Source organism: Hartmannibacter diazotrophicus (assembly GCF_900231165.1).
In the GTDB taxonomy this organism is placed as follows: domain Bacteria; phylum Pseudomonadota; class Alphaproteobacteria; order Rhizobiales; family Pleomorphomonadaceae; genus Hartmannibacter; species Hartmannibacter diazotrophicus.
Genome location: NZ_LT960614.1, coordinates 4636960 through 4657542 on the forward strand (window position 1 = coordinate 4636960; position 20583 = coordinate 4657542).

Genomic DNA, 20583 nt, shown 5'->3' on the forward strand with positions numbered 1-20583 from the left:
CTTGCACTTTTAAATCAGGAGCATGTCGGTCTCGCTCACGCGCGTTCGCATGAACGCAGACGGCTCAAGAGAAAATCCGGGAAAAGCGGGAACCGGCGTTCCGTCCGGACCTCGCCGAAAACAGGGACATGGAGCATTTCCGCGCCTCCGTTTGGAACGGATAGGCTCTAGTGGAATGTCCTCGGCGTGTCGTCGACATCGACGCTGAGATCATCCGGATCCGCAATGGAGATCTTTTCTCCATCATCGAGCAGCAAACGGCTGACTTCGGTGTAGCGCGACCATTCGCGCACCAGCCTCGACTGGGCCAGACGGCGGAAGTCGTCATCGCCGATGTCCTCGGCGGCGCGAGCGCGGTCGTAGGCCGCCACCCATTCGGCAAAACGCAGGGCCGTCGGCAGGCTGCGGAAAAGGGTCGTCTCCGCGGCGCAGGACTCGTCGTCCTCGTCCCGCATCATGACGACATAGCCATTCCGGTGTTCACAGACGTCGTAGCAGAAAAGTGCCCCGAAGGACGTACCGATCAGCATGGAAGCCTCCCGTGTTTGAGGATGGCTCAGGCTATGTCGGTTTCGTCCGGAGAACTGTGAGGGCGCTCACAGGCGCCCTCAGGTCTACTGGCCGCTCGTCAAGAGGATGTTGTACTGCTCGGCGGTCAGATAGCCCGTCACCGGATCGCCGCGATCGCGCTGCATCGCCATGATCCCCTGACGCGTCAGGGGACCGATGATCGCGTCGATCGGACCTCGATAATGTCCAAGATCGCGCAGTTTTTCCTGAACGAGCCGCTTCTGGCTCCAACCAAGGTCTGCCTCGTTGATCGGAATGAGAGCGGAGGCACGCGCGCGCTCCCTCGCCGCGACCGCTTCAGCCTCGGCAGCGGACTTCGCCGCCTCCGCCTTGGCAGCCTCGGCCTGCGCTTGCGCCTTGGCCGCCTCGGCCTGTGCGCGTTCTGCTTCCGCCTGCGCCTTGGCCGCCTCCGCCTGTGCCCGCGCTACGTCCGCCTGGGCCTTCTGTGCGGAAAGCCGCGCCTCTTCGGCGCGGTCGCGCTCGGCGGCGGCCTCAGTCTCGGCCTTCTCGCGGGCCTCGCGCTCGGCTTCCAGCTTCTTTTCGCCGGCAGCCGCGCCCGGAGCGGCAACGACAGGCGCCGGGGCGGCAGCGACCGGTGGCGGTTCGGGCGCGGGCGGCGGCTTGACGAGGGCAATATCGACGGGCTTGCCGATCACCACGGCACGGCCGCCCTCTTCCGCCGCGCTCAGGGCTGAGGCCAGCGTTGCATCCGCCTTGGAAATCGCGGCGATAAAGTCGTCCGTGGCCTGAAGGCTGGCGTTGTCGATCTGGGAGACCGGAATGGATGGTGAGGTGGAGAGCATCACGAAATGCCCCGGGCGCTCCTCGCCGCGAACCGTCGGACGGTTGTCGAGGCCCGGGACCAGATCCGGCCAGGCCGGGTTCGTCACGAAGAAGAACACGCCACTCGCCTTGGCCCGCTCCGTGATTTGCGCGATGCTGGCAATCGAAAGAGCGCGCGACAGGAGATCCGTCGAGCGGGAGATGCTGGTATTGACCGGAAGGAAGAAGGTCTGACCGCCGGTCGACGCGCCGTGCCCGATGAGCACGGCAATCGCAAGATCGGCCCCGTTGGCGAGATCGGCAAACTCGCGCAGTTTTGCCCGCGAGGTGGCATTTGTCGGGCTGGTGCTGACCACCACGTCAAAGCCCTGCTGGCGCAACGCGGCGACGACGGCCTCGCCTTTTTTCAGGCCGATGCGGGACGGCGACAGTGGAGTATAATCTTCCGCAGCAACGACGAAGGCAGCCCTTTCGGCAGCCAGGACCCCGGTTGGAAGGCCAATCGCCAGGGCCGCCAGGGCGGCGACCATCCAGGAAATCCGGGAAGACCAGTTTCGGAGAAGCGAGGCCGGCGGCACGGAACGAAGCGGCGTTGGATTTGCCTTTACGGCGGCCTGAAATTCAAAACTCATGACAGCCTCCCCTTTGTTACGATAAGTTAACTATTACCGATCCTACGCGCAATGAGGCACCTGCACAGCTGGAGACGACCCATGGGATTGCGGCTCAAATTCAACTTGGTACTACTTCTGTGCTACATTCTTGGCCTTGCGGTATCGGTTTACCCATTTTACCAAATCTCGAAGGCCGAGGTGCTGGAGCAACTTCGCGGCCAGATCGACATCCTGAGATCTCAGGCACTTGCGGTCAGAAAATATACGTCCGACGAAATTCAGCCGCTGCTCGCTGAATTTTCTTCCATTCAATTTTTGCCCCAAAGTGTTCCTTCTTTTTCGGCGCAAACTGCATTCCGCAACTTCCAGGCGCACTATCCGGACTTCTTTTACAAGGAAGCCGCCCTGAACCCGACAAATCCCGCGGATTTGGCCGAACCTTGGGAAAAGGAACTGATCGAGAAGCTGCGCGCGGATCCGGAACTGCCCTACGACATCAGCATCCGCGAGCAGGATGGCGAGACATTCTATACCGGCGCCTTCCCGCTCACGATTCGCAGCGAATCATGCCTGTCCTGTCATTCCACGCCGGATCGCGCCGTCGCATCGATGGTGGCGCTCTACGGCGACAAGAATGGCTTCGGCTGGCAGCTTAACGAAACAATTGGAGCCCAAATTTTCTCGGTTCCGATGAAAAGTGCGGAGGAACGTATCTGGAACAATTTATTGCTCTTCGTTGGCACGACGAGTGCCATCTTCCTATTTTTGATGGTATTCTTAAATTTGCTTCTCAACCTGCTCGTCATCAGCCCCGTTTTGAAGATGGCCAAGGCTGCCGAGGCCGTCAGCATGGGCGATGCAACAGTGCCGGAGTTCGACGCGAAAGGCGCCGACGAGATTGCCTCCCTGTCGCGTTCATTCAACCGGATGCGCCGCAGCCTGGACAGTGCACTGAAGATGCTGGGTACCTGAACGGGGATCGCCGGGCACGGTCGAGTGTTAGGGTAGTCCGAGAATGGGCGTAGGCGGCGACGAACATGGCCGGACCGACGCATCCACTCGCGCGAGCGGGGGGATGCTTCGTCGCGTCGGGAAATATCGTATTGGCGAGGTCATTGGCCGCGGCGCGGTCGGCGTCGTCTACAAGGGATACGACGAGGCGATAGACCGGCCACTGGCGGTCAAGACCTTGCGCCCGGAATTCCTGACCATCGTCAGCCAGAACGACGAATTGCGCAGGCGGTTCGCCGTCGAAGCCCGCTCGGCCGGGCGTTGCCTCCATCCCAACATCGTCACCGTCTTCGATTTCGTCGAGCACGACGGCGCGCCCTTCATCGTCATGGAATATGTGAGCGCGGGAACGCTTGAAAATGTCCTCAGGCGGGGAGTCCTGCCGCCCGTTCGCCAGGTTGGCGAGATCGTGGTGCAGCTTCTCTTCGCGCTCGGCTATGCGCATTCGAAGGGCGTGGTCCACCGGGACATCAAGCCCGCGAACATCCTTTGCCCCACGGCAAGCTCGATCAAGGTGTCCGATTTCGGCGTCGCCCATATCGAAACGCTGGAATTCACGCAGCCGGGCTTCGGCTCGCCCGTGGGAACGCCGAACTACATGTCGCCCGAGCGCTTCCTGGGTCATCCGGCCGACGGACGATCGGATCTGTTCTCGGCAGGCGTGATCCTCTACCAACTCCTGACCGGCACGAAACCCTTTCTCGCAACTGAACTGTCCGATCTCATTCAGCAGTTGATGGAATCGCGTCCGCCCTCCATCCGCCGCTATCGACCCGAGCTGTGGTCGGAACTGGACGACGTCATCTCCATGGCGCTTGCCCGGCAGCCGGAGGACAGGTTTCAGACCGCCGACGCCTTCATCGAGGCCCTGAACGCCGCGATCGAGGCGCGCCCGCCGGACGGCCTTGATCCACTCGACCTCACCGGCCTGTCGCTCCATGCCGTTCAGGAGGCCCCCCCCACCAGCAGGCAGGGGCTCAACCACACCATGGCCGAGACGCTGTCGTCGGACACGATCGACGAACTCAGCCAGACGCTGGCCCGCTGGCTCGGTCCGATCGCCAAGCTTGTCGTCAAGCAGGCCTCCCGGCAGGCGACCGACGCCGACACGATGCTGAACCTCCTTCTGGGCCAGATCGGCTCCGACGTCGAGGCCTCCGCCTTTCGGGTGACGGCAAGGCGGGTGCTGGAAACGGCGGACGCGATCGGCGGCCCCGGCCCCAGACCGGTGGAGGCGGTGCACAGGTCAGCCCCCGTTCAGCAGTTGATCGTCTCGCCCGACGAGATCAGGTCCGCGACCGCGGCGCTCCTTCCGTTGATCGGTCCGGTCGCCGACAAGGTCGTCGCCCGCCAGTCGGCACAGGCAACAAGCCTCGAAGATTTCTATCGCCGCCTTGCCGACTTCATCCCGAGCGAGCAAGATAGGGCTTTATTCTTGGCTCTCCGCAGCACGCACGGAACCTGAGCTCAATCGCACTCGCGCTTCCGACGGATCCGGCTATGACCGATGCGCCACCAGCCATTCCTCCAGCAGTCAGCCCGCGACGTCGACGTCTGCGCGCTGTCATGGCGGCCGATGTCGCGAATTTCGGTGGCATGGTGTCGATCGACGAGACCAGCACGCTGGAAACGATCTGGACGATGCGGCGGATCGCGCGGGAAGAGCTGGCGCTGCATGGAGGCTGGCTGTTCGGACTGCCCGGCGACGGCATCTTCGCGCTCTTCGAGAGCACCGTGGATGCGGTGCGGTGCGCGCTGGAGACCCAGCGCCGCCTGCTCAGCGCCCCGCAGTTGCGCACCTTGCGCCTGCGCATCGGCATCCACCTCGGAGAAGTTCTGTTCCATGAGGAGCAACCATTCGGCGAAACCCTGGTGATCGCGGCGCGCCTTGAGAGCCAGGCCAATCCGGGAGGCATCCTGATTTCCGGCCCGGTGATGGAGACGGTCGCCCCCCGTATCAACGCGACCTTCAGCGAAAGAGGCGTCCTCGCCCTCAAGCACAGTCCCCGCCGGATCGAGGCGTTCGACATCCTCGTTGACGTCGAAGCGTCCAACGAGACCACAGCCGCGACGGATGAACTGAACCATACGATGCGTGCCGCAATGCGCGCGTCTGTTCAGCGTATCGCCGAAAGACAGATCGAAGCGGGCGTTGCCGGCGCGATCTCCGGCTCCCCCGCGGCCAGAGACACGCCCGAACCGGCGGCACCGCCGCCCCGTGCAGCCGAACCACTGAAGTCACCTGAGCCGGAGCAAGTGCCGGTCGAGACCCCGGCCGCGTCGGTCGATGACGTCGCGTCGGCCGAGGAGGATGCCTCGCACCGGGAACCATCGGCGGCGGCTCCATCCAGACATCAGGACATTGAAAAAATAGACGCTTCCATCGGTCCGACCGAGGAACCTGGCGATGCAGTGCCGGAAGAGGCACACCCGCCCGAAATCGAGAGCCGGGGTCGCTTGCCTTCGGTTCCCGAATTCTCTGCTGACGATTTTCCCTCCGACAGTTTTCCGATCGAGGGCTACTACGGCGAAGATGTGCCGCTGGAGCCGCAAGCCGAGGCGAAGTCGATCGAGCCCCCGGCCGGACAGTCGCACCGGCAAGCCGGGCAGCCAGTCGAAGTGTCATCGCCAGCGCCCGCGGCCGCGCCGCCAGAGCCCGACGAGACAGAGGCCGAAGGGCCTCAATCCCGCGCGCCGGAGCCGCAACCGCCACCCCACAGGCCACCGGCGGACTCGCAGTTGCTGACTTTGGTGCAGCCATTGACCTCGATAGCGATGGCATTCTCGGGATCGACCGGGCCAACAGTTCCCCCAGAAATGGCTCCGGCAGACACGGCCTCGGCAGACACGGCGGAACCTGAGTACGACCCCACATCGACGAGTGACGAACCGATCGAGCAAGTGCTGGCGACAACGCTCATTCCCGACGAATTCGTTGCCGACCTTGCGAAGATCCTGACCCTTCACGTGGGGCCCGTGGCGCCGGTTCTGGTCGCGCGTGCGGCCCTCTGCGCCATCGACATGATCGAGCTCGTCGATACCGTGGCCGATGCAATCCCGACGGAGACCGAACGACAGCATTTCATCGGCGTCGCCGGATTGACGATGAGAAACTACCGAAACCGGAAAGATCTGTGACGCTCGTCACAGTCCGTCGCTCGCAATGGCCTTACAGGAAAGAAATGACCGCGCCGGTTCCGATCGTTCCAGCGCTTTTTCCGATCCGGAGGCCTGACGATGAAAAACGAAGCCCCCAACCATCACCATGTGAACGACTCAGAGCAGTCGGAGCGCCGTTGGCGTGACGATGTGCCGAACCACGAGATCGGCAACGCCAGGCACGACGGCAATCCATGGACCTTCGACGAAGGGCACAATGACGAGCCGCCGCACACGCCGGACGCCGCGAGCGCCAAGACCGGCGGAGGACCGAAGCAGGTCCACGACCAGCTCGATCAGGCACCGGTGCAGCACAACGAGCCCGACCCGCGGCAAGAGTCCGGCCTGCCGGACTCCTCCCCTCAGACATCCGGAGCACCGGCCCACGGCTCAGCGGCTCCGAGCAGCGGTCCGGACGCCGAGCCCGACGATGCGGCGGCGCCGATAGCCTCGGGCCCGCACGGTCAGTCGGGCATGCCCTCTCTCGCGCCGTTGGATGCCGGCAGAACGGACATCGCCCCGGCGCATCACCAGGGCGAACCTGCTTCCGGCGGCGCCAACGTCGCTTCGGCGCCTCATCCGGGCGGGTCGGCGCCTCATCAGGTCGCACCGACTCCCGCGGATGCCGGCACTCCCGAAGCGCATGACCAGGGCGGATCGCACCCCTGCTGCTGCGGTGACGAACTTGGCTGGAGCGATGGCGACCTCCGTGACGCAGGCGCCTTGCAGGGGATGATCGGGCAATTGCTCCACGGTGGAGACGAGGGAGCGGTCAACCTGTTCCTCGACATCGAACATCTGGACGTCGACATCTTCAACATCGTCCAGAACACCCTCGTGCAGACGACCGAGATCGTGTTCGACGCGTCCGACGGCGGATCGATCGACGTCGGAGGAGATGTCACCGCGATCGGCACTCAAACGGCGCTCGTCGACGGTTTCGACGTCTCGCATTTCTTCGGCTGAACCACCGCCATAGCGGACGCATATCTGCCAAAAACACCGGCTTCGGCCCAGAATTTAGCTGTTATCCATTTGTCGTAGTTCGTAATACCGCGAATCCCGAGTGTGGCCGGTATCTCCTTACAAGCTACGGACTGCACCGCCACATCGAATTTCGAGCCGAAGAACTTCCTGGCAAACCGTGGAACTGGCCCGTGCGGATGACCGCCCAAGAGAACGGTGAGCAGCATTTCGACGGCATGAAATCGGATGAACATTAGAGCGGACGATTTCATTTCATCCATCCCATCGAGCAATTCAGCGCTGAAGCCTGTATCCTCGCTCGGTTGCTCATCCAGGCCATAGTGCTGATCAATATCTTTCGTATAACGAATGCAACTTTCCTGCTTCAGATGGTAAAAAAGATCAATCTGCGACCAAAACACCTCTTCGATGTTCATTCCAAGCCGCCCCTCTAAGCTCTTGGAAATTTGTCGCAATATCTTGAAAATGCCCTGCAGAACGCACGCGCACTGTTCATTGAACCGCCTCTGCATGCTGCTCAAAATACGACATCGATCATTGTCGGCACAGAGGAAACCCGTTCGACGATGCCCCGTAGGCATGGCAAAATCGATGAAGCGCCCTGCCACGGCTGGGGTATGGCGCACCGGCCGCCTCATCCCCCCGCATAGAACAAAAATCGCGGGTGGAACTGGCTCAAAGAAGCCTGGGCGATCTTCGCGCGCGTCATGACGGGGGCCCGGGTTGGCCTTCTGGGGGAGGAACACATGAACCGCCATGCCGACATCTCCAGGCGCAGACACGGCAAGACCGCGTCCACGACGTCCTCCGGCATGGCCCGCCAGAAAAAGACCCTCAATCTCGCCCTGCAGGGCGGCGGCGCCCACGGCGCGTTCACCTGGGGCGTCCTCGACCGGCTGCTGGACGAGGAGCATCTCTCCTTCGAGGGCGTTGTCGCCACCAGCGCCGGCGCCATGAACGCAGCCGTCATGGCCTATGGCCTGACCGAGGGGGGACGGCGCGGGGCGCAGGAGGCCCTTGCCAATTTCTGGCGCCGCGTCAGCAGTGCGGCGGCCTTCGGACCCTTGCAGCCAAGTCTCTTCGATCGGCTGATGGGCACCAAGTCGCTGGAAAATTCTCCGGCCTTCGTCCTCTTCGATCTGATGACCCGGCTGATGTCGCCCTACCAGTTCAATCCGGCGAACATCAATCCCCTGAAGTCGGTACTGAAGCAGTCCTTCGATCTCGACGTCGTGAAAAGCGAAAGGTGCCCCCTCAAGCTCAGCATTTGCGCCACCAATGTGCGCACCGGCAAGGTCAAGGTCTTTGCCAACGACGATCTCTCTGTCGACGCAATTCTCGCCTCCGCCTGCCTGCCGCTGCTCTTCCAGGCCGTGGAGATCGATGGCGAGGCCTATTGGGACGGCGGCTACATGGGCAACCCGGCCATCTTCCCGCTCATCTACGGATGCGAGACGCCGGACGTCCTCGTCGTTCACATCAACCCGATCGAGCGGGAGGATATCCCGATGACCGCGATGGACATCCTCAATCGGATCAACGAGATCAGCTTCAACTCCTCGCTGATGCGGGAGATGCGTGCGATTGCCTTCGTCAACAGTCTCATCGAAACTCACCCCACCATGGAGCTTGGGCTCAAGCAGGTCTTCCTGCACGGCATTTCCGACGAAGAGACGATGATGAAGCTCGGCGTTGCAAGCAAGCTGAACGCCGACTGGACGGCGCTGACGCAGCTTCGCGACAGGGGGCGCCAGAAGGCCGACGAGTGGCTGCGAACGAGCTATGACCGGATTGGCGTGGCCTCCACGGTCGATATCGCCGCGCGCTACCTCTGACACAGGGATTTGGCTGGGGCGACGGTTGAAGACCATCACCCCAGAACCAGGTCGGCGATGCCTCTCAGATCCGTGACGACTGCCCGTAGAACGGCGTGTGCTCTTCGCTGATATAGCCGTCGTAGAAGGCCTTCACGTGGGGGAAGACGCTACGTCCGAGCGTCTGGCGCGCGATCTCCTCCGCTGTGCGGGGCTTCGCCAGCGTCTGCGCGATTTCCTCCAGCACCGCGTCGCGGTCGATCCTGGTGAAGCGACCGTCTGCATAGACCTTTTCGCCGCCGATGAAGACGGCGTCGACCGCATTGGTCTTGGCCCGCTGAACCAGCGCGTCCAGCATCGGAATGTCCGGATCCTGGTAGGGATAGGTCGTCTTCGTCCAGTTGATCATCACAGCGTCGAACAGGCGTCCCGCCTCAAGCTTGCCGATGGTTTCGCCGAAGGCCGTGGTCTTCGCGCCGCCCTCGGTCGCCATCCGCACCACCTGGGAACAGGTCGGAACATCGTCGTCCTCCATGCCCGGCACCCGGTGCGCCCGCAGAACCAGCCGCAGTTCCTGAAGCATGTCGCGGTCGTCGTTGATGCCGGCTTCGTCGAGCCCCATGCCGACGTTGATCCCCTTCGCCTCGAATCGGTTGAGCGGCGCGATGCCCGACCGCAGGCGGAAGTTTGAAGAACAGTTGTGACAGACGCAGGTGCCCGTGTGCGCCGCGATCTCGATGTCTTCCTCGTTGAGCCAGACACCGTGGCCCAGCGTCATGCGCGGGCTGAGCAAGCCGAGGTCGTAGAGATGGCGAACCGCCGTCTTGCCGCTGCGCCGCTTGGCATATTCCTTCTGGTAGGCGGTCTCCAGCAGGTGCATGTGCATCGGCGAGCCGGTGGCCTTCGATTTCTTCTCGATCTCCAGCAGGCCATCGTCGCTGACCCAGTGCAGATTGGCCGGCGCAAGCTGGATGCGTGTCAGACGCTCGCCGCCATTCTCCGCGCTCAGCACGTCGTAGAGACGCAGGAAGTCCTCGAACGGCATCGCCTGCGATTTGAGATAGGCCGCAAGCTCCTCGCCCAGCGGCTTCGGCAGGCGCGCGCAGAAGGCGGCGTCGTCCTCGTAGACCAGCCGGTTCTGCTCGCGCACCGCATAGCAATAGGAGGCGCGCATGCCGATCGCGCGATAGGCGTCGAGCACCTTCGTCGCCGCCCCGTGAATGACGTCGAAGCCGCCGGGCATCCAGCCGTGGATATGCTGCACCGTCGTCACGCCGGAGGCGATCATTTCGAAGGCCGAATAAAGCGTATCGAGATAAAGGTCGATCTTGCGGCCCGGAATGCGGCTCGCGAACCAGAGTTCCAGCGCGTAGTCAGGCGAGCCGAGTTGCAGGGGCGTCAGGCCGACGTGATGGTGGCTGTTGACGAAGCCCGGCAGCATGGCGTGATCGCGGAAGACCTCCACCGCCGCCTCGGGGCTCAGCGCCTTCATCTCGGCGAGCGTGCCGACGGCCACGATCTCGCCGTCGCGCGACAGCACGGCGCCGTCGTCGATGACATTTGGCGTATGGCGGTCGGCGATGCCGGTAACGACCCAGCGGGCCTGAACGATCAGATCTGTCATGTTTCTTGTTCCTTGTGAGAGCATTGACCGAATGAGGGAAGACGCAGGCGCGCGGCTGTGGGATTGAAGGCGCGCGCCCGTTCAAGGTCCTGTTTGATGATCGTGGCGAGGACGGAGCCGCCCGCCGGCGCTTGCGACAGCACCGCGCCATCGGGGCCGACGACGAGCGTTTCGCCGTCGTGGCGGACGGCATGTCCGGTCAGCGTTTCGGTCCCGAAGCGCGACGCGGCAATGGCGTAGACCGCATTCGCCCGGGCATGGGTGCGCAGTTCCGCCGCGAAGAGGCCGTCCGGATCGCCATCGGCCGGTCCGCCAACGAGAACCGCGACCACCTCCGCCCCGCCGGATGCCGCAAGGCGCCAGCATTCGGGAAACCGGCGGTCGTAACAGATGACGACGGCAAGCCGGATGCCGGCGATCTCCACAATGCCAACTTCGGGCGGGCCGGGAGAGAAGTGATCGCCCTCTCCGAAAGCTCCGCTGGCGGCTGGCGGCAGGTGGATCTTGGTCCCGGCGACCTCCGGCTTGCTACCGGGACGCACGAGAACGGCCGCGTTGAGCGGCAGGCCGGAACCCGCTTCGAGCGCCATGCCGAAGAGCAGCGCGACGCCGGTCTCGTTCGAAAGCCTCTCGGCCCAGCGGACCGTCGGCCCGTCGAGCGGCTCGGCAAGATGACGCCAGCGGATCGGATCGTCGCCCGCCACATAGGGCCGCGCGAACAGCTCCGGCAGGATGACGACATCCGCCCCGCGCCGTGAAAGCTCCGCGACGGTAACGGTGACCGTATCCGGAAGAGACGGACCGCTCCCGTCCGCGGGGCCGACCGACACCGCGCCAATGCACACCTGATCATCCATCGCGAGTGCCTCAGGCCTCCTGCTCGGCGAAGGCGCGGTCGACTTCATCGGCGAGAAGATCCATGAACTGGTCGCGCAGTTCGTGGTAGCGCGGATCGCGCGTCGGCCGTGGTCGTGGCAGGTCGATCGGAATAATCGTCTTCACCTGGCCCGGACGGGCCGTGAAGACGACCACCCGGTCGGCAAGCGCGATCGCCTCGTCGATGGAGTGGGTCACCAGCACGATGGACGCGCCACTATCCCGCCAAAGCTGCAGCAGGAAGTCCTGCATCTTGGCGCGGGTCTGGACGTCGAGCGCCGCGAAGGGCTCATCCATCATCAGGATCTCGGGCCGCAGCGCCAACGCCCGTGCACAGGCCGCCCGCTGGCGCATGCCGCCGGAGAGTTCGTCCGGCTTCTTCTCCAGCATGTCGCCAAGACCGACCGAGCGCAGGATTTCCGCCGCAGCCGCCCGCCGCGACGCCGTGCTCTGGCCCTTGATGGAAAGGCCGAAGGCGACGTTGTCGAGGATCGTCAGCCAGGGAAAGAGCGAAGCCTCCTGGAAGATGAGCCCGCGCTCGGCCGACGGCCCGGTGATCGGCTTGCCATGCTGCTCGATGGCGCCGGAGGAAATCTCCTCAAGTCCGGCGATCATGTAGAGCAGCGAGGACTTGCCGCAGCCGGAGGGCCCGAGGAAGACCACGAACTCGCCGGGTGCGATGTCGAGCGAGAAGTTGCGGAGCGCCTCGACCGGGGGGCGGCCTTCCGGACGCCAGACTTTCGAGACATTCCTGAGGCTGAGGGCGGCCGCGCTCATCGGGCCCCTCCCCCGTTCGGCGCCACCCACCAGAGCAGCTTTTTCTGCACCTGGCGCAGGGCGAAATCGAAGCTGAAGCCGAGCAGGCCGATAATCGCCATGGTGAAGAAGACGAGCTTGGAGTTGAAGGTCGCCCGCGCCATGGAGGTGATCTGGCCAAGTCCGGAACCAACGCCAACGGCTTCGGCGATCAGCACCACCATCCACGCGGCAAAGAGATTGAGCCGCAGCGTCAGGAAGAGAGAGGGCAGGATCGCCGGCAGGACAACGCGCCAGAAGGTCTGGCGCTGGCTCGCGCCCATGATCCGCGCGACGTGGATGTAGTTCTTCGGCACGCTCTCGATCTGCGAGACTGTCGAGAGCACGATGGCGAAATAGACAGTGATGACCACGAGGAAGACCGCCGGCACGTCGCCGATGCCGAAGACGAAGATCGCCACCGGCAGCCAGGCGACGGGAGAGATCGGCGCCAGCAGCAGGATCGTCGGCAGGAGAAGATTGCGGGCAATCGCGAAATAGTGGATCGCCGCACCGGTCGCGACGCCGGCGGTAAAACCGATGACAAGGCCGAGCACGACGCGCATGGTCGTCCAGCCCATGGTGAGCAGCAGCGCGCCGATGCCCCCGCCGCTGCTGCGGCTGCCGATCGTGTTGTCATAGGCGAAGAAGGCCAGCGTGCCGGGGATGTCCTGCAGAAACAGGTGTGGAGGCGGCAGCAGCAGCGGATTGGCATAGCCAAGCGCCCAGAGCAGTTCCCAAAGGCCGGCAAAGAGGCCGACAGAGGCGATGCTCCAGAAAACGCCCTTGATGCGCGCCTTGGTGGATTTGGACAGGTCTTTGGGCCAGGACAGCGCGCGCTGAACGCCCTTGACCGGGATGTCGCCGCTCATGGCCATGGCTGCTCCCGAGGTCTCGATGGTGGTTACCGGGGTGAGACGAGCGCCCGCAGCGACGAAGTCGCCGGCGGGCGCTGCGGAAGCATCAGGCGGCGGACTTCAGCTGAAGCGACGCATAAAGCTCCTGGTTTTCGGCGATGACCGCCTCGAGCAGCGACCAGTCGAAGGCGCCGTCGTCCGGCAGCTTCTTGACGTAGCCGAGTTCCATCATGGACTGGCCGCGATCGATGATGAACTGGGTCTGGTTGCGCTGATCGGCCATCAGCGGCTGCTTGGACTGCGCGTTCTCGGCCGCCTCCATGGAGGTCTTGTAGTAAAGGCCGACCATCTCATTGAGCGCCGCCTGGCGATCGGTCTCCGCCTGGTGCTGGGCGACGAGAAGGGCCTTGATCACGGCCTTCACGGCGGCGGGATTCTCCTCGATCAGGGGGGTGCGGGCGGCGAGCACGCAGTCCGAATAGTTCGCGCCGTAGACGTCGCTGCCGTCGGACAGGATCTTCGCGCCGGGCCGGCTGCGCACGCATTCCGTCGCATAGGGCTCGATATGGCAGATGGCGTCGAGCGCGCCGGCGATGAAGGCCTGCGCGAGTTCGGGCGAGGTGTTGAGATACTTGATGTCGACGTCGCCGAAGGTGAAGCCGGCCTTCTTCAGATAGTCGTAGGGCAGCACTTCGAGCGTGTCGGCCTGGAAGGTGCCGAGCGTCTTGCCCTTCAGGTCCTCGGCCGAATTGATGCCCTCGCGCGCCACGATGATGCAGCCGCCGACACCGCCGCCGGCGATGATCTTCACCGGGGCGCCGGCATCGTAGAGCGTCATGAAATTCGAATAGGGGATCATCGACATGTCGACGAGGCCGGCGCCGAACATCGTGGTGATCTCGGTGTTCGACGGCGTCACGACGAATTCGATCTCGACCCCGTCGGCCGCGGCCAGATGGCGCTCCTTGGCGAGGAAGATGCCCATGTTGCAGAAGCCGGTCCCGTGCGTTGCCTTCACGGTCGTCGCGGCGAAGGCGGGCTTCGGGCTCAGCAGCGCGGCCAGATGGGCGGGCAACGCAAGGGCCGTCGTTCCGGCGGCAGTGGTCTTCAGAAAATTGCGACGATTGAAGCGCTTGTAGAAAGTTCCGTCACGATCGCACATGGTTCCTCCAGTCGAAGACTGTGCGGACCCGAACAGGCTGGCGATAGGCATCCGGCAAAAAGGTGCAGGCGAAAGCCAAGGGAGGCCGATAAGTCCATCGCAAATCCAGCCTCTGTTCGGAGTCCAGAACGATGGGCACGCCAACCCGGAAGAGCGTGGTAACTCTGCGCTGCCAAATGACCAGCAAAGCACGTGCCACTTGCTCGGGCGGCTTGATTCGGCGAACGATCCTCCCTTCGCCTCCGAGGTGGATCGGAAGGAGGCACCGATTTGGCCAAGGATTAATCGAAGGCATGCCCAATTTTCAGACATAGCCTTGATCGATGCATCCTGGCCGGCGGTCATGATCGCCGGTTCTCGCGGGGCGGAATTTTCCTGGAAGGGTCCCAGAGAACGAAACCCTGCTCCTGCCGGTTGAGACGTCGGGGAGCCGCCTGCGAAAGCCGATGCGATGCTCTGACAGTCGCATGCCTTGTCGCCAACGCCGAAATGCCGAACCGCAGCACCCCCTGAAACGGCCCTAAGTCCCTCGGATCGAGCCATCTTCCCGGGATGATCCCCGGTCGCAAACCCGGCTCTGCCGATTGGGAATTGCTCTTGCTGCGCACCGATGCTAATTGATTCTGCATGCAAACCGTGCTTCGCGAACTCCTTGGCAAGATCGTCCTGGTCTTCCAACTGGCGATCGTCGTTTCGCTGGTGGGGTACCCCATCGCGAACGCCGGCGCAGCCTTGCACGAAGCCGGATTTGCCGTTCAGCCGGTACAGAGCATCGTCCAGGACGGTCATGATCATGCTCACGGCGAAGCCGCCATCGCGGTTGACGATGATGCGGCCGCGGCACAGTCCCCGGAGGACTGTGATCGGGGCGAAAACCAGCGCTCCGATTGCTGCGGCGATTTCTGTTTCGGTATCGATGTCGCCATGACTGAGACGGATGCTGGAATGCTGCGCCGGTCGTCGATCCGGTTCCGGTTCGACGACAGCAAGGCGCTGGGCCACGCTCCGCTTCTGAACAGGCCCCCCAAAATCTGAACAGGTGCTTCTGCCGTCAGGCAAGAACGCGCACGGCCGGATGATGTCCGCCGCGCCTTTGCAGTACCTATTCGGATTTCTCAATGAACAAAATCTGTGCCTTGATCGCACTGCCCATCATCTTGGGCGGCTGCGGCGCCAGTGCGCCTGTCGTTCTTGACGGGACAGATCCTTCAGACCCCGCCAGCGGCATCCGGCCGTTGCGATATGCAAGCCCCGTTTCCGGCTATGTGCACCGTGTTCCGGTCGACCCCAATCCATGGCGCGGTCAGAACGATGCGCAGCGACCGCAGGGAGACGGCTCATGATGGCCGCTCGCATGCGTCTGGCGCTCGTCGCACTGGCATCGCCTTTCCTCCTCACCGGCTGCATCTCGGCAAGCGAATACGCCTCGGCGGATGCCGGCTTCTTCCACGTGTCGCGGCAGACCGCGAACGCGACGGGAAAGCAGACGGTCTGGATCCAGAGTCGCGAGGAGGCACAGGTCATATCGGGGCGCGTCAAGGCGCTGATGGATCGAAAGACCATCGACGTCGAGACCGCGGTTCAGGTCGCCCTGCTCAACAACAAGGGGCTTCAGGCGTCCTATGCCGACCTCGGCTCATCGGCGGCCGATGCCTGGCAGTCGACGATGCTGGTCAATCCCAAGGTCGGCATCGGCTTGACCGGGATCGGAACGCCGGGCCTTGAAGCCTTCAAGTCGGTCGAGGGCGTGATTGCCAGCAATCTCCTGGCGTTTGCGACCCGCAAGCAGACGGCCGAGATTGCCGATGCCTCGTTTTGGAAGGCGCAACGCGCAGCCGCTCTCCAGACCCTGCAACTCGCGGCGGAAACGCGGCGCGCCTGGATCGAGGCGGTCGCGGCATGGGAAACTGTCGCGCAGTTGAACAAAGCCCTTGAAACCGCCGATGCGGCCTCGGAACTGGCGCAAAAACTCGGCGAGGCCGGATCGCTGACGAAGGCCGGTCAGGCCAGAGAGCACGTCTTCCATGCCGAACTCGCCGCGCAGGCGGCAAAGGCCAGACTGGAAGCGCGCCTTGCCAAGGAAAGGCTGACCCGCCTCATGGGCCTTTGGGGCGCCGATATCGACTACCGGATACCGAATAGCCTGCCCCGCCTGCCAAAGAGGCTGATGAAGCGCGACCTCATCGAGCGCGAGGCCCTGCAAAAGCGCATCGACCTCCAGATGGCAAAGCTGGACCTTGAGGCAACGGCCAGATCCTACCGGCTGACGAAGGCCACACGCTTCGTCACCGATCTCGAACTCCTCACCGGCTTTGAAACCGAACGCGACCGTGAGGACCACGGGGTGGAAACGAGGACGACCGGTGACGTCGAACTCGAGTTCGTCATTCCCATTTTCGATTCAGGGCGCGCGCGCCTTCGCAAATCGGAAGTGGCCTACATGCGGGCGGCGAACCTTCTTGCCGAGAAGGCGGTCAACATCCGCTCCGAGGCGCGTTCCGCCTATCAGGCCTACCGGTCGACGAACGACATCGCACGCCACTACCTCAACAGCGTCGTGCCCCTTCGATCGAAGATCGAGGAGGAATCGCTCCTCACCTACAACGGCATGATCACCAACACCTTCGAACTGCTCGCCGACAGCCGCGACCGGGTGAATTCCACCCTCATGGCCGTCAACGCGAAGCGGGATTTCTGGCTCGCCGAAGCCGATCTCCTGCCCGCCGTCTATGGCGGCGGAGCGGGAGCCGTGTCAGCGGGAGCGGAGGTCGCAGTCGCCGGCGGCGACAGCGGCGGCGGTCATTGAAAGGAAACCAACGATGCTGAACAGAAGACAGCTCTTCAGCGCTGGCGCCAGCGCAGCCCTGGTCTCCTCGACCGCGTGGGCGAACACGGCCAACATGGGCCTGCCGGAAGCGGCCATCATGGATACGGCCGCGACGCAGTCGCCGGTGCGGCCAAGTTCGGGCCCCGACTACAATCCCGTCGTCACGCTCAACGGCTGGACACTGCCCCATCGGATGAACAACGGCGTCAAGGAATTCCACCTCGTCGCCGAACCGGTGGAGCGGGAAATGGCCGAGGGCATGACGGCCTATCTCTGGGGCTACAACGGCCAGTCGCCGGGCCCGACCATCGAGGCGGTGGAGGGCGACCGTGTCCGGATTTTCGTCACCAACAAGCTGCCCGAACATACGACCATTCACTGGCACGGCATGATCCTGCCCTCGGGCATGGATGGGGTCGGCGGCCTTTCCCAGCCGCACATCCCCGTCGGCAAGACCTTCGTCTACGAGTTCGATCTCATCAAGTCCGGCACCTTCATGTACCACCCGCATTCCGACGAGATGGTGCAGATGGCGATGGGGATGATGGGCTTCTTCGTCGTGCATCCCAAGGACCCCGCCTTCATGCGGGTCGACCGCGACTTCGTCTTCCTGCTGAACGCCTTCGACATCGATCCGGGAACCTATGTCCCGCGCGTCATGGAAATGACGGACTTCAATCTCTGGGCCTGGAACAGCCGCCTCTTTCCGGACATCGATCCGCTGGTGGTCTCGAAGAACGATCGCGTGCGGGTGCGGGTGGGCAACCTCACCATGACCAATCATCCGATCCACATGCACGGCTACGACTTCGAAGTGACCTGCACCGATGGCGGATGGGTGCGCCCGGAGGCGCGCTGGCCGGAGGTCTCGATCGACATCCCCGTCGGCGCCATGCGCGCCTACGAGTTCGACGCGAAATACGAGGGCGACTGGGCGATCCATTGCCACAAGTCGCACCACACTATGAATGCCATGGGACATGACGTTCCGACCTTCATCGGTGTCGACAAGCGGCAGGTCACGCAGAAAATCCGCAAGATCCAGCCGGAATACATGCCCATGGGCACGGCCGGCATGGCCGACATGGGCGAAATGGAAATGGAACTGCCGGACAACACGGTGCCCATGATGACCGGTTGGGGGCCGCACGGCCCCATCGAGATGGGCGGCATGTTCTCGGTCGTGAAGGTCCGCGAGGGATTGGCGGCGGACAATTACAGCGACCCCGGCTGGTACGAGAACCCGCCCGGCACGCAAGCCTATGAATGGACGGGCTCGCTTCCCGAACCGGTCAAGGCTGGCGATGCGACGACCAAGCTTACGCCCAAGCCGAACGACCACGGCTGAACGCCACGATTTCAACTCACAGCAACGGACATCAAAATGAACATGAACATCAAGACAGTTTTTGCCGGACTTCTCCTTGCGTCGATCTCGTCCTTTCCCGCCTTGGCGACGGGCTCTCATGCCGGCGGCCATGGAGAAATGATGGCGGTCGGCGAGCCGGGCGACAAGGCGCAGGCCACCGCGACGTTTCACGTCACGATGATGGAGACGGACGACGGCAAGATGGTCTTCTCGCCGCAGGAATTCGCCGTGCGCAAGGGACAGACGGTCGTCTTTTCAGTCAGGAACGACGGGGCGACGGATCACGAGTTCATCCTCGACGATCACGACAAGATCATGGACCACAAGGCCCTGATGGAGAAGTTCCCCGAGATGGAACACGACGACCCGAATTCGATCCGGCTTGCGCCCGGCGAAACGGGCGAAATCGTCTGGAAGTTCAAGAACGCGGGCGCCTTCAAGATCGCCTGCCTCATCCCCGGCCACTATGCCGCCGGCATGCATGGCGATGTGACTGTCGCCAAGAAGTAATCGCTCAGGAAAGGAAACGAGGATGAACAGGATCATTCAGATCGCAGTGGCGGCCACACTCTCGCTGGCGGCCGTGACGGCTGCCTCGGCAACCGAATTCACAAAGGGCACCGTGAAGAAGGTCGATCTCAAGGCCAAGAAGGTGACCCTGATCCACGAGGAGCTGAAGTCGCTGGACATGCCCGCCATGACGATGGTCTTCCGCGTCAAGGACGAGGCCCTGCTCGCCCAACTGACGGAAGGGGCCAAGATCGAATTCGTCGCCGATCGCGTCGAGGGCAAGCTGACCGTCACCGAAGTGAAGTAACAGCCGGATGGGCCGCGCCGGAGTCCGGTGCGGCCCGTCCATCGCCAATGTCGCTCACATCGCATGCGCGGCGGTCAAACCCAGTGCCGGCAACGCCATCCAGATCGCCATGGCGATCATCATCAAATTCTCCGTGAGAGAAATGAAGCCCAGGGGCACGTTGCTGGAGCCGCCGACGCAGGCGCATTTGAGCTCCCGCTTGTCGATATAGACCGCCTTGAAAACGGAGACCGCCCCGATCGTTCCGATGAAAAGCGCGATCGGAACGGAAAGCCAGTTGAAGATCCCGGCGACCATGAGGACGCCCGCAAACGCCTCGGCATAGGGATAGACGTAGCTGTAAGGCACCCATCGTTTGGCGAGCAGGTCGTAGTTCAGGAACATGGTCGAGAAGCTCTCGACATTCTGGAGCTTCAGCATCGCGAGCGCGACCATCGAAAAGGCGATGAACCACTCTGCCGCACGCACGGTCAACGGCGATCCAAGCGCGGCCTGGCTTGTTGCCATGGCGGTGAGTGCCATCAACGTGAAAAGCACGATCACGGGCCGGTAGGTGGTCGCCTTCGGGTCGGCGACGGATTTGCCGAGATACTGCCTGAGATCGTCATAACCGCCGATGCGGGCGTCACCGATGAAGATTTGCGGTGTCGTCGAAACGCCGAGCCTCGCTTTCAGGGCGTCGGTTTCCTCGCGCGATGCAAGGTGACGGTCCTCCACCTTGTAGCCCGACCGTTCGAGAAGGTCCTTGGCCTTGAGGCCATACGGGCAGGTGTGGGCGTCCATCACCATGCGATAGAGGATCGCCCTGCGGCTGGTTGTCCGGGAAGTCTGGTCCAACATTTTCACATTCTCCTCTCTCTTGTGAAAGTGTTGGCAGCACCATAAGTTCCGTACCATGGTACGGAGTCAACACCCGGAAAACCTCACGATCGGAAAATTCGCGGCTTCGGCAAATGTCGGCGTCGAGACCGTGCGTTTTTATCAGCGGAAGGGCCTTCTTCCGACGCCCCCGCACTATCAGGGCGTGCGCCGATATGGCCGTGAGGATGTCCAGCGCCTGCGATTCATCCGGCAGGCCCAGACGGCCGGCTTCACCCTGGAAGAAATCCGCGAACTCCTCGCCCTCGATTCAGGACAGGATCGCGATGCGGCCAGGGCACTGGCCGAAAAGCGGCTGGTCCAGCTGGACAGGAGGATTGTGGACCTGGAACAGACGCGCGCCTCGCTTCAAAGGCTGATTTCCGAATGCGCCGATGGGACCTCCGGGCCATGCCCGATCCTGAAGTCCTTCGATCCGTGAGAGTTTTCGGCTGAAGGC

20 protein-coding genes are annotated in these 20583 nt (G+C 63.1%); 11 read left to right on the forward strand and 9 right to left on the reverse strand.

The window, feature by feature from the left end:
* Window positions 1-167: 167 nt before the first annotated feature.
* Window positions 168-530: a hypothetical protein gene (locus tag HDIA_RS21470; protein WP_099558008.1), complete on the reverse strand. Its 363-nt coding sequence runs from the start codon at window positions 528-530 to the stop codon at window positions 168-170.
* 84 nt (window positions 531-614) lie between these two features.
* Window positions 615-1883, reverse strand: coding sequence for a peptidoglycan-binding protein (locus tag HDIA_RS26005; RefSeq protein WP_157775765.1), 1269 nt, complete (start codon window positions 1881-1883; stop codon window positions 615-617).
* 183 nt (window positions 1884-2066) lie between these two features.
* Between HDIA_RS26005 and HDIA_RS21480 the strand changes: the two genes are divergently transcribed.
* The 4 genes from HDIA_RS21480 to HDIA_RS21495 all read left to right on the forward strand — a co-directional run bounded on the left by HDIA_RS21480 (window position 2067) and on the right by HDIA_RS21495 (window position 7103).
* Window positions 2067-2939 carry a c-type heme family protein gene (locus tag HDIA_RS21480; protein ID WP_162292678.1) on the forward strand — a complete coding sequence of 291 codons (873 nt, stop codon included), beginning with the start codon at window positions 2067-2069 and terminating at the stop codon, window positions 2937-2939.
* Window positions 2940-3042: 103 nt separating this feature from the next.
* On the forward strand, window positions 3043-4443 hold the full coding sequence (locus HDIA_RS21485; protein ID WP_157775766.1) for a serine/threonine-protein kinase: 1401 nt from the start codon (window positions 3043-3045) through the stop codon (window positions 4441-4443).
* A 35-nt stretch (window positions 4444-4478) separates the two neighbouring features.
* Entirely contained in the window at window positions 4479-6116 is a 1638-nt protein-coding gene (locus HDIA_RS21490; protein WP_157775767.1) for an adenylate/guanylate cyclase domain-containing protein, read from the forward strand.
* 99 nt (window positions 6117-6215) lie between these two features.
* Window positions 6216-7103 (forward strand): hypothetical protein, encoded by an 888-nt coding sequence (locus tag HDIA_RS21495; protein ID WP_099558013.1) that lies wholly within the window; start codon window positions 6216-6218, stop codon window positions 7101-7103.
* Here HDIA_RS21495 and HDIA_RS21500 read toward each other — a convergent pair.
* Window positions 7055-7882, reverse strand: coding sequence for a hypothetical protein (locus tag HDIA_RS21500; protein WP_157775768.1), 828 nt, complete (start codon window positions 7880-7882; stop codon window positions 7055-7057). The genes HDIA_RS21495 and HDIA_RS21500 overlap by 49 nt on opposite strands.
* Between HDIA_RS21500 and HDIA_RS21505 the strand changes: the two genes are divergently transcribed.
* Window positions 7871-8959 carry a patatin-like phospholipase family protein gene (locus HDIA_RS21505; RefSeq protein ID WP_099558015.1) on the forward strand — a complete coding sequence of 363 codons (1089 nt, stop codon included), beginning with the start codon at window positions 7871-7873 and terminating at the stop codon, window positions 8957-8959. The genes HDIA_RS21500 and HDIA_RS21505 overlap by 12 nt on opposite strands.
* A 64-nt stretch (window positions 8960-9023) precedes the next feature.
* On the opposite strand, the gene HDIA_RS21510 is transcribed toward HDIA_RS21505, so the two are convergent.
* The 5 genes from HDIA_RS21510 to HDIA_RS21530 all read right to left on the reverse strand — a co-directional run bounded on the left by HDIA_RS21510 (window position 9024) and on the right by HDIA_RS21530 (window position 14252).
* Window positions 9024-10562, reverse strand: coding sequence for an amidohydrolase family protein (locus tag HDIA_RS21510; protein ID WP_099558016.1), 1539 nt, complete (start codon window positions 10560-10562; stop codon window positions 9024-9026).
* Complete coding sequence (locus HDIA_RS21515) at window positions 10559-11419, reverse strand: carbon-nitrogen hydrolase family protein (protein ID WP_099558017.1); 861 nt, start codon at window positions 11417-11419, stop codon at window positions 10559-10561. The genes HDIA_RS21510 and HDIA_RS21515 overlap by 4 nt, the downstream gene beginning before the upstream one ends.
* A gap of 10 nt (window positions 11420-11429) precedes the next feature.
* Complete coding sequence (locus tag HDIA_RS21520) at window positions 11430-12215, reverse strand: ABC transporter ATP-binding protein (protein ID WP_099558018.1); 786 nt, start codon at window positions 12213-12215, stop codon at window positions 11430-11432.
* Window positions 12212-13111, reverse strand: a complete 900-nt coding sequence (locus tag HDIA_RS21525) for an ABC transporter permease (protein WP_099558019.1) — start codon at window positions 13109-13111, stop codon at window positions 12212-12214. Before HDIA_RS21525 ends, HDIA_RS21520 begins: the two co-directional genes overlap by 4 nt.
* An 85-nt stretch (window positions 13112-13196) precedes the next feature.
* Window positions 13197-14252: an ABC transporter substrate-binding protein gene (locus tag HDIA_RS21530; RefSeq protein WP_099558020.1), complete on the reverse strand. Its 1056-nt coding sequence runs from the start codon at window positions 14250-14252 to the stop codon at window positions 13197-13199.
* A gap of 627 nt (window positions 14253-14879) precedes the next feature.
* Between HDIA_RS21530 and HDIA_RS21535 the strand changes: the two genes are divergently transcribed.
* From HDIA_RS21535 to HDIA_RS21560, 5 genes are all read left to right on the forward strand, one after another.
* Entirely contained in the window at window positions 14880-15287 is a 408-nt protein-coding gene (locus HDIA_RS21535) for a hypothetical protein (RefSeq protein ID WP_099558021.1), read from the forward strand.
* Window positions 15288-15591: 304 nt separating this feature from the next.
* Window positions 15592-17058: a TolC family protein gene (locus HDIA_RS21545; RefSeq protein WP_099558023.1), complete on the forward strand. Its 1467-nt coding sequence runs from the start codon at window positions 15592-15594 to the stop codon at window positions 17056-17058.
* A 13-nt stretch (window positions 17059-17071) separates the two neighbouring features.
* On the forward strand, window positions 17072-18427 hold the full coding sequence (locus HDIA_RS21550; RefSeq protein ID WP_099558024.1) for a multicopper oxidase family protein: 1356 nt from the start codon (window positions 17072-17074) through the stop codon (window positions 18425-18427).
* A 42-nt stretch (window positions 18428-18469) separates the two neighbouring features.
* Entirely contained in the window at window positions 18470-18958 is a 489-nt protein-coding gene (locus tag HDIA_RS21555) for a cupredoxin domain-containing protein (protein WP_099559080.1), read from the forward strand.
* Between the two features lie 22 nt (window positions 18959-18980).
* Window positions 18981-19265 (forward strand): copper-binding protein, encoded by a 285-nt coding sequence (locus HDIA_RS21560; protein WP_099558025.1) that lies wholly within the window; start codon window positions 18981-18983, stop codon window positions 19263-19265.
* A gap of 54 nt (window positions 19266-19319) precedes the next feature.
* Here the strand turns inward: HDIA_RS21560 and HDIA_RS21565 are convergent, their stop codons facing one another.
* Window positions 19320-20105 (reverse strand): glutaredoxin family protein, encoded by a 786-nt coding sequence (locus HDIA_RS21565; protein WP_099558026.1) that lies wholly within the window; start codon window positions 20103-20105, stop codon window positions 19320-19322.
* Between the two features lie 55 nt (window positions 20106-20160).
* On the opposite strand from HDIA_RS21565, the gene HDIA_RS21570 reads away from it, so the two are divergent.
* On the forward strand, window positions 20161-20565 hold the full coding sequence (locus HDIA_RS21570; protein ID WP_099558027.1) for a MerR family transcriptional regulator: 405 nt from the start codon (window positions 20161-20163) through the stop codon (window positions 20563-20565).
* Window positions 20566-20583 lie beyond the last annotated feature (18 nt).

What these genes read in the sequence shown, in the direction of transcription:
- HDIA_RS21505 (WP_099558015.1), top strand. Translation starts at nt 7,871, where the DNA reads ATGAACCGCCATGCCGACATCTCCAGGCGCAGACACGGCAAGACCGCG.
- HDIA_RS21495 (WP_099558013.1), top strand. Translation starts at nt 6,216, where the DNA reads ATGAAAAACGAAGCCCCCAACCATCACCATGTGAACGACTCAGAGCAG.
- HDIA_RS21555 (WP_099559080.1), top strand. Translation starts at nt 18,470, where the DNA reads ATGAACATCAAGACAGTTTTTGCCGGACTTCTCCTTGCGTCGATCTCG.
- HDIA_RS21570 (WP_099558027.1), top strand. Translation starts at nt 20,161, where the DNA reads ATGGTACGGAGTCAACACCCGGAAAACCTCACGATCGGAAAATTCGCG.
- HDIA_RS21530 (WP_099558020.1), bottom strand. Translation starts at nt 14,252, where the DNA reads ATGTGCGATCGTGACGGAACTTTCTACAAGCGCTTCAATCGTCGCAAT.
- HDIA_RS21480 (WP_162292678.1), top strand. Translation starts at nt 2,067, where the DNA reads ATGGGATTGCGGCTCAAATTCAACTTGGTACTACTTCTGTGCTACATT.
- HDIA_RS21560 (WP_099558025.1), top strand. Translation starts at nt 18,981, where the DNA reads ATGAACAGGATCATTCAGATCGCAGTGGCGGCCACACTCTCGCTGGCG.
- HDIA_RS21515 (WP_099558017.1), bottom strand. Translation starts at nt 11,419, where the DNA reads ATGGATGATCAGGTGTGCATTGGCGCGGTGTCGGTCGGCCCCGCGGAC.
- HDIA_RS21485 (WP_157775766.1), top strand. Translation starts at nt 3,043, where the DNA reads ATGCTTCGTCGCGTCGGGAAATATCGTATTGGCGAGGTCATTGGCCGC.
- HDIA_RS21525 (WP_099558019.1), bottom strand. Translation starts at nt 13,111, where the DNA reads ATGGCCATGAGCGGCGACATCCCGGTCAAGGGCGTTCAGCGCGCGCTG.
- HDIA_RS26005 (WP_157775765.1), bottom strand. Translation starts at nt 1,883, where the DNA reads ATGGTCGCCGCCCTGGCGGCCCTGGCGATTGGCCTTCCAACCGGGGTC.
- HDIA_RS21510 (WP_099558016.1), bottom strand. Translation starts at nt 10,562, where the DNA reads ATGACAGATCTGATCGTTCAGGCCCGCTGGGTCGTTACCGGCATCGCC.
- HDIA_RS21500 (WP_157775768.1), bottom strand. Translation starts at nt 7,882, where the DNA reads ATGGCGGTTCATGTGTTCCTCCCCCAGAAGGCCAACCCGGGCCCCCGT.
- HDIA_RS21545 (WP_099558023.1), top strand. Translation starts at nt 15,592, where the DNA reads ATGATGGCCGCTCGCATGCGTCTGGCGCTCGTCGCACTGGCATCGCCT.
- HDIA_RS21550 (WP_099558024.1), top strand. Translation starts at nt 17,072, where the DNA reads ATGCTGAACAGAAGACAGCTCTTCAGCGCTGGCGCCAGCGCAGCCCTG.
- HDIA_RS21535 (WP_099558021.1), top strand. Translation starts at nt 14,880, where the DNA reads ATGCAAACCGTGCTTCGCGAACTCCTTGGCAAGATCGTCCTGGTCTTC.
- HDIA_RS21490 (WP_157775767.1), top strand. Translation starts at nt 4,479, where the DNA reads ATGACCGATGCGCCACCAGCCATTCCTCCAGCAGTCAGCCCGCGACGT.
- HDIA_RS21470 (WP_099558008.1), bottom strand. Translation starts at nt 530, where the DNA reads ATGCTGATCGGTACGTCCTTCGGGGCACTTTTCTGCTACGACGTCTGT.
- HDIA_RS21520 (WP_099558018.1), bottom strand. Translation starts at nt 12,215, where the DNA reads ATGAGCGCGGCCGCCCTCAGCCTCAGGAATGTCTCGAAAGTCTGGCGT.
- HDIA_RS21565 (WP_099558026.1), bottom strand. Translation starts at nt 20,105, where the DNA reads ATGTTGGACCAGACTTCCCGGACAACCAGCCGCAGGGCGATCCTCTAT.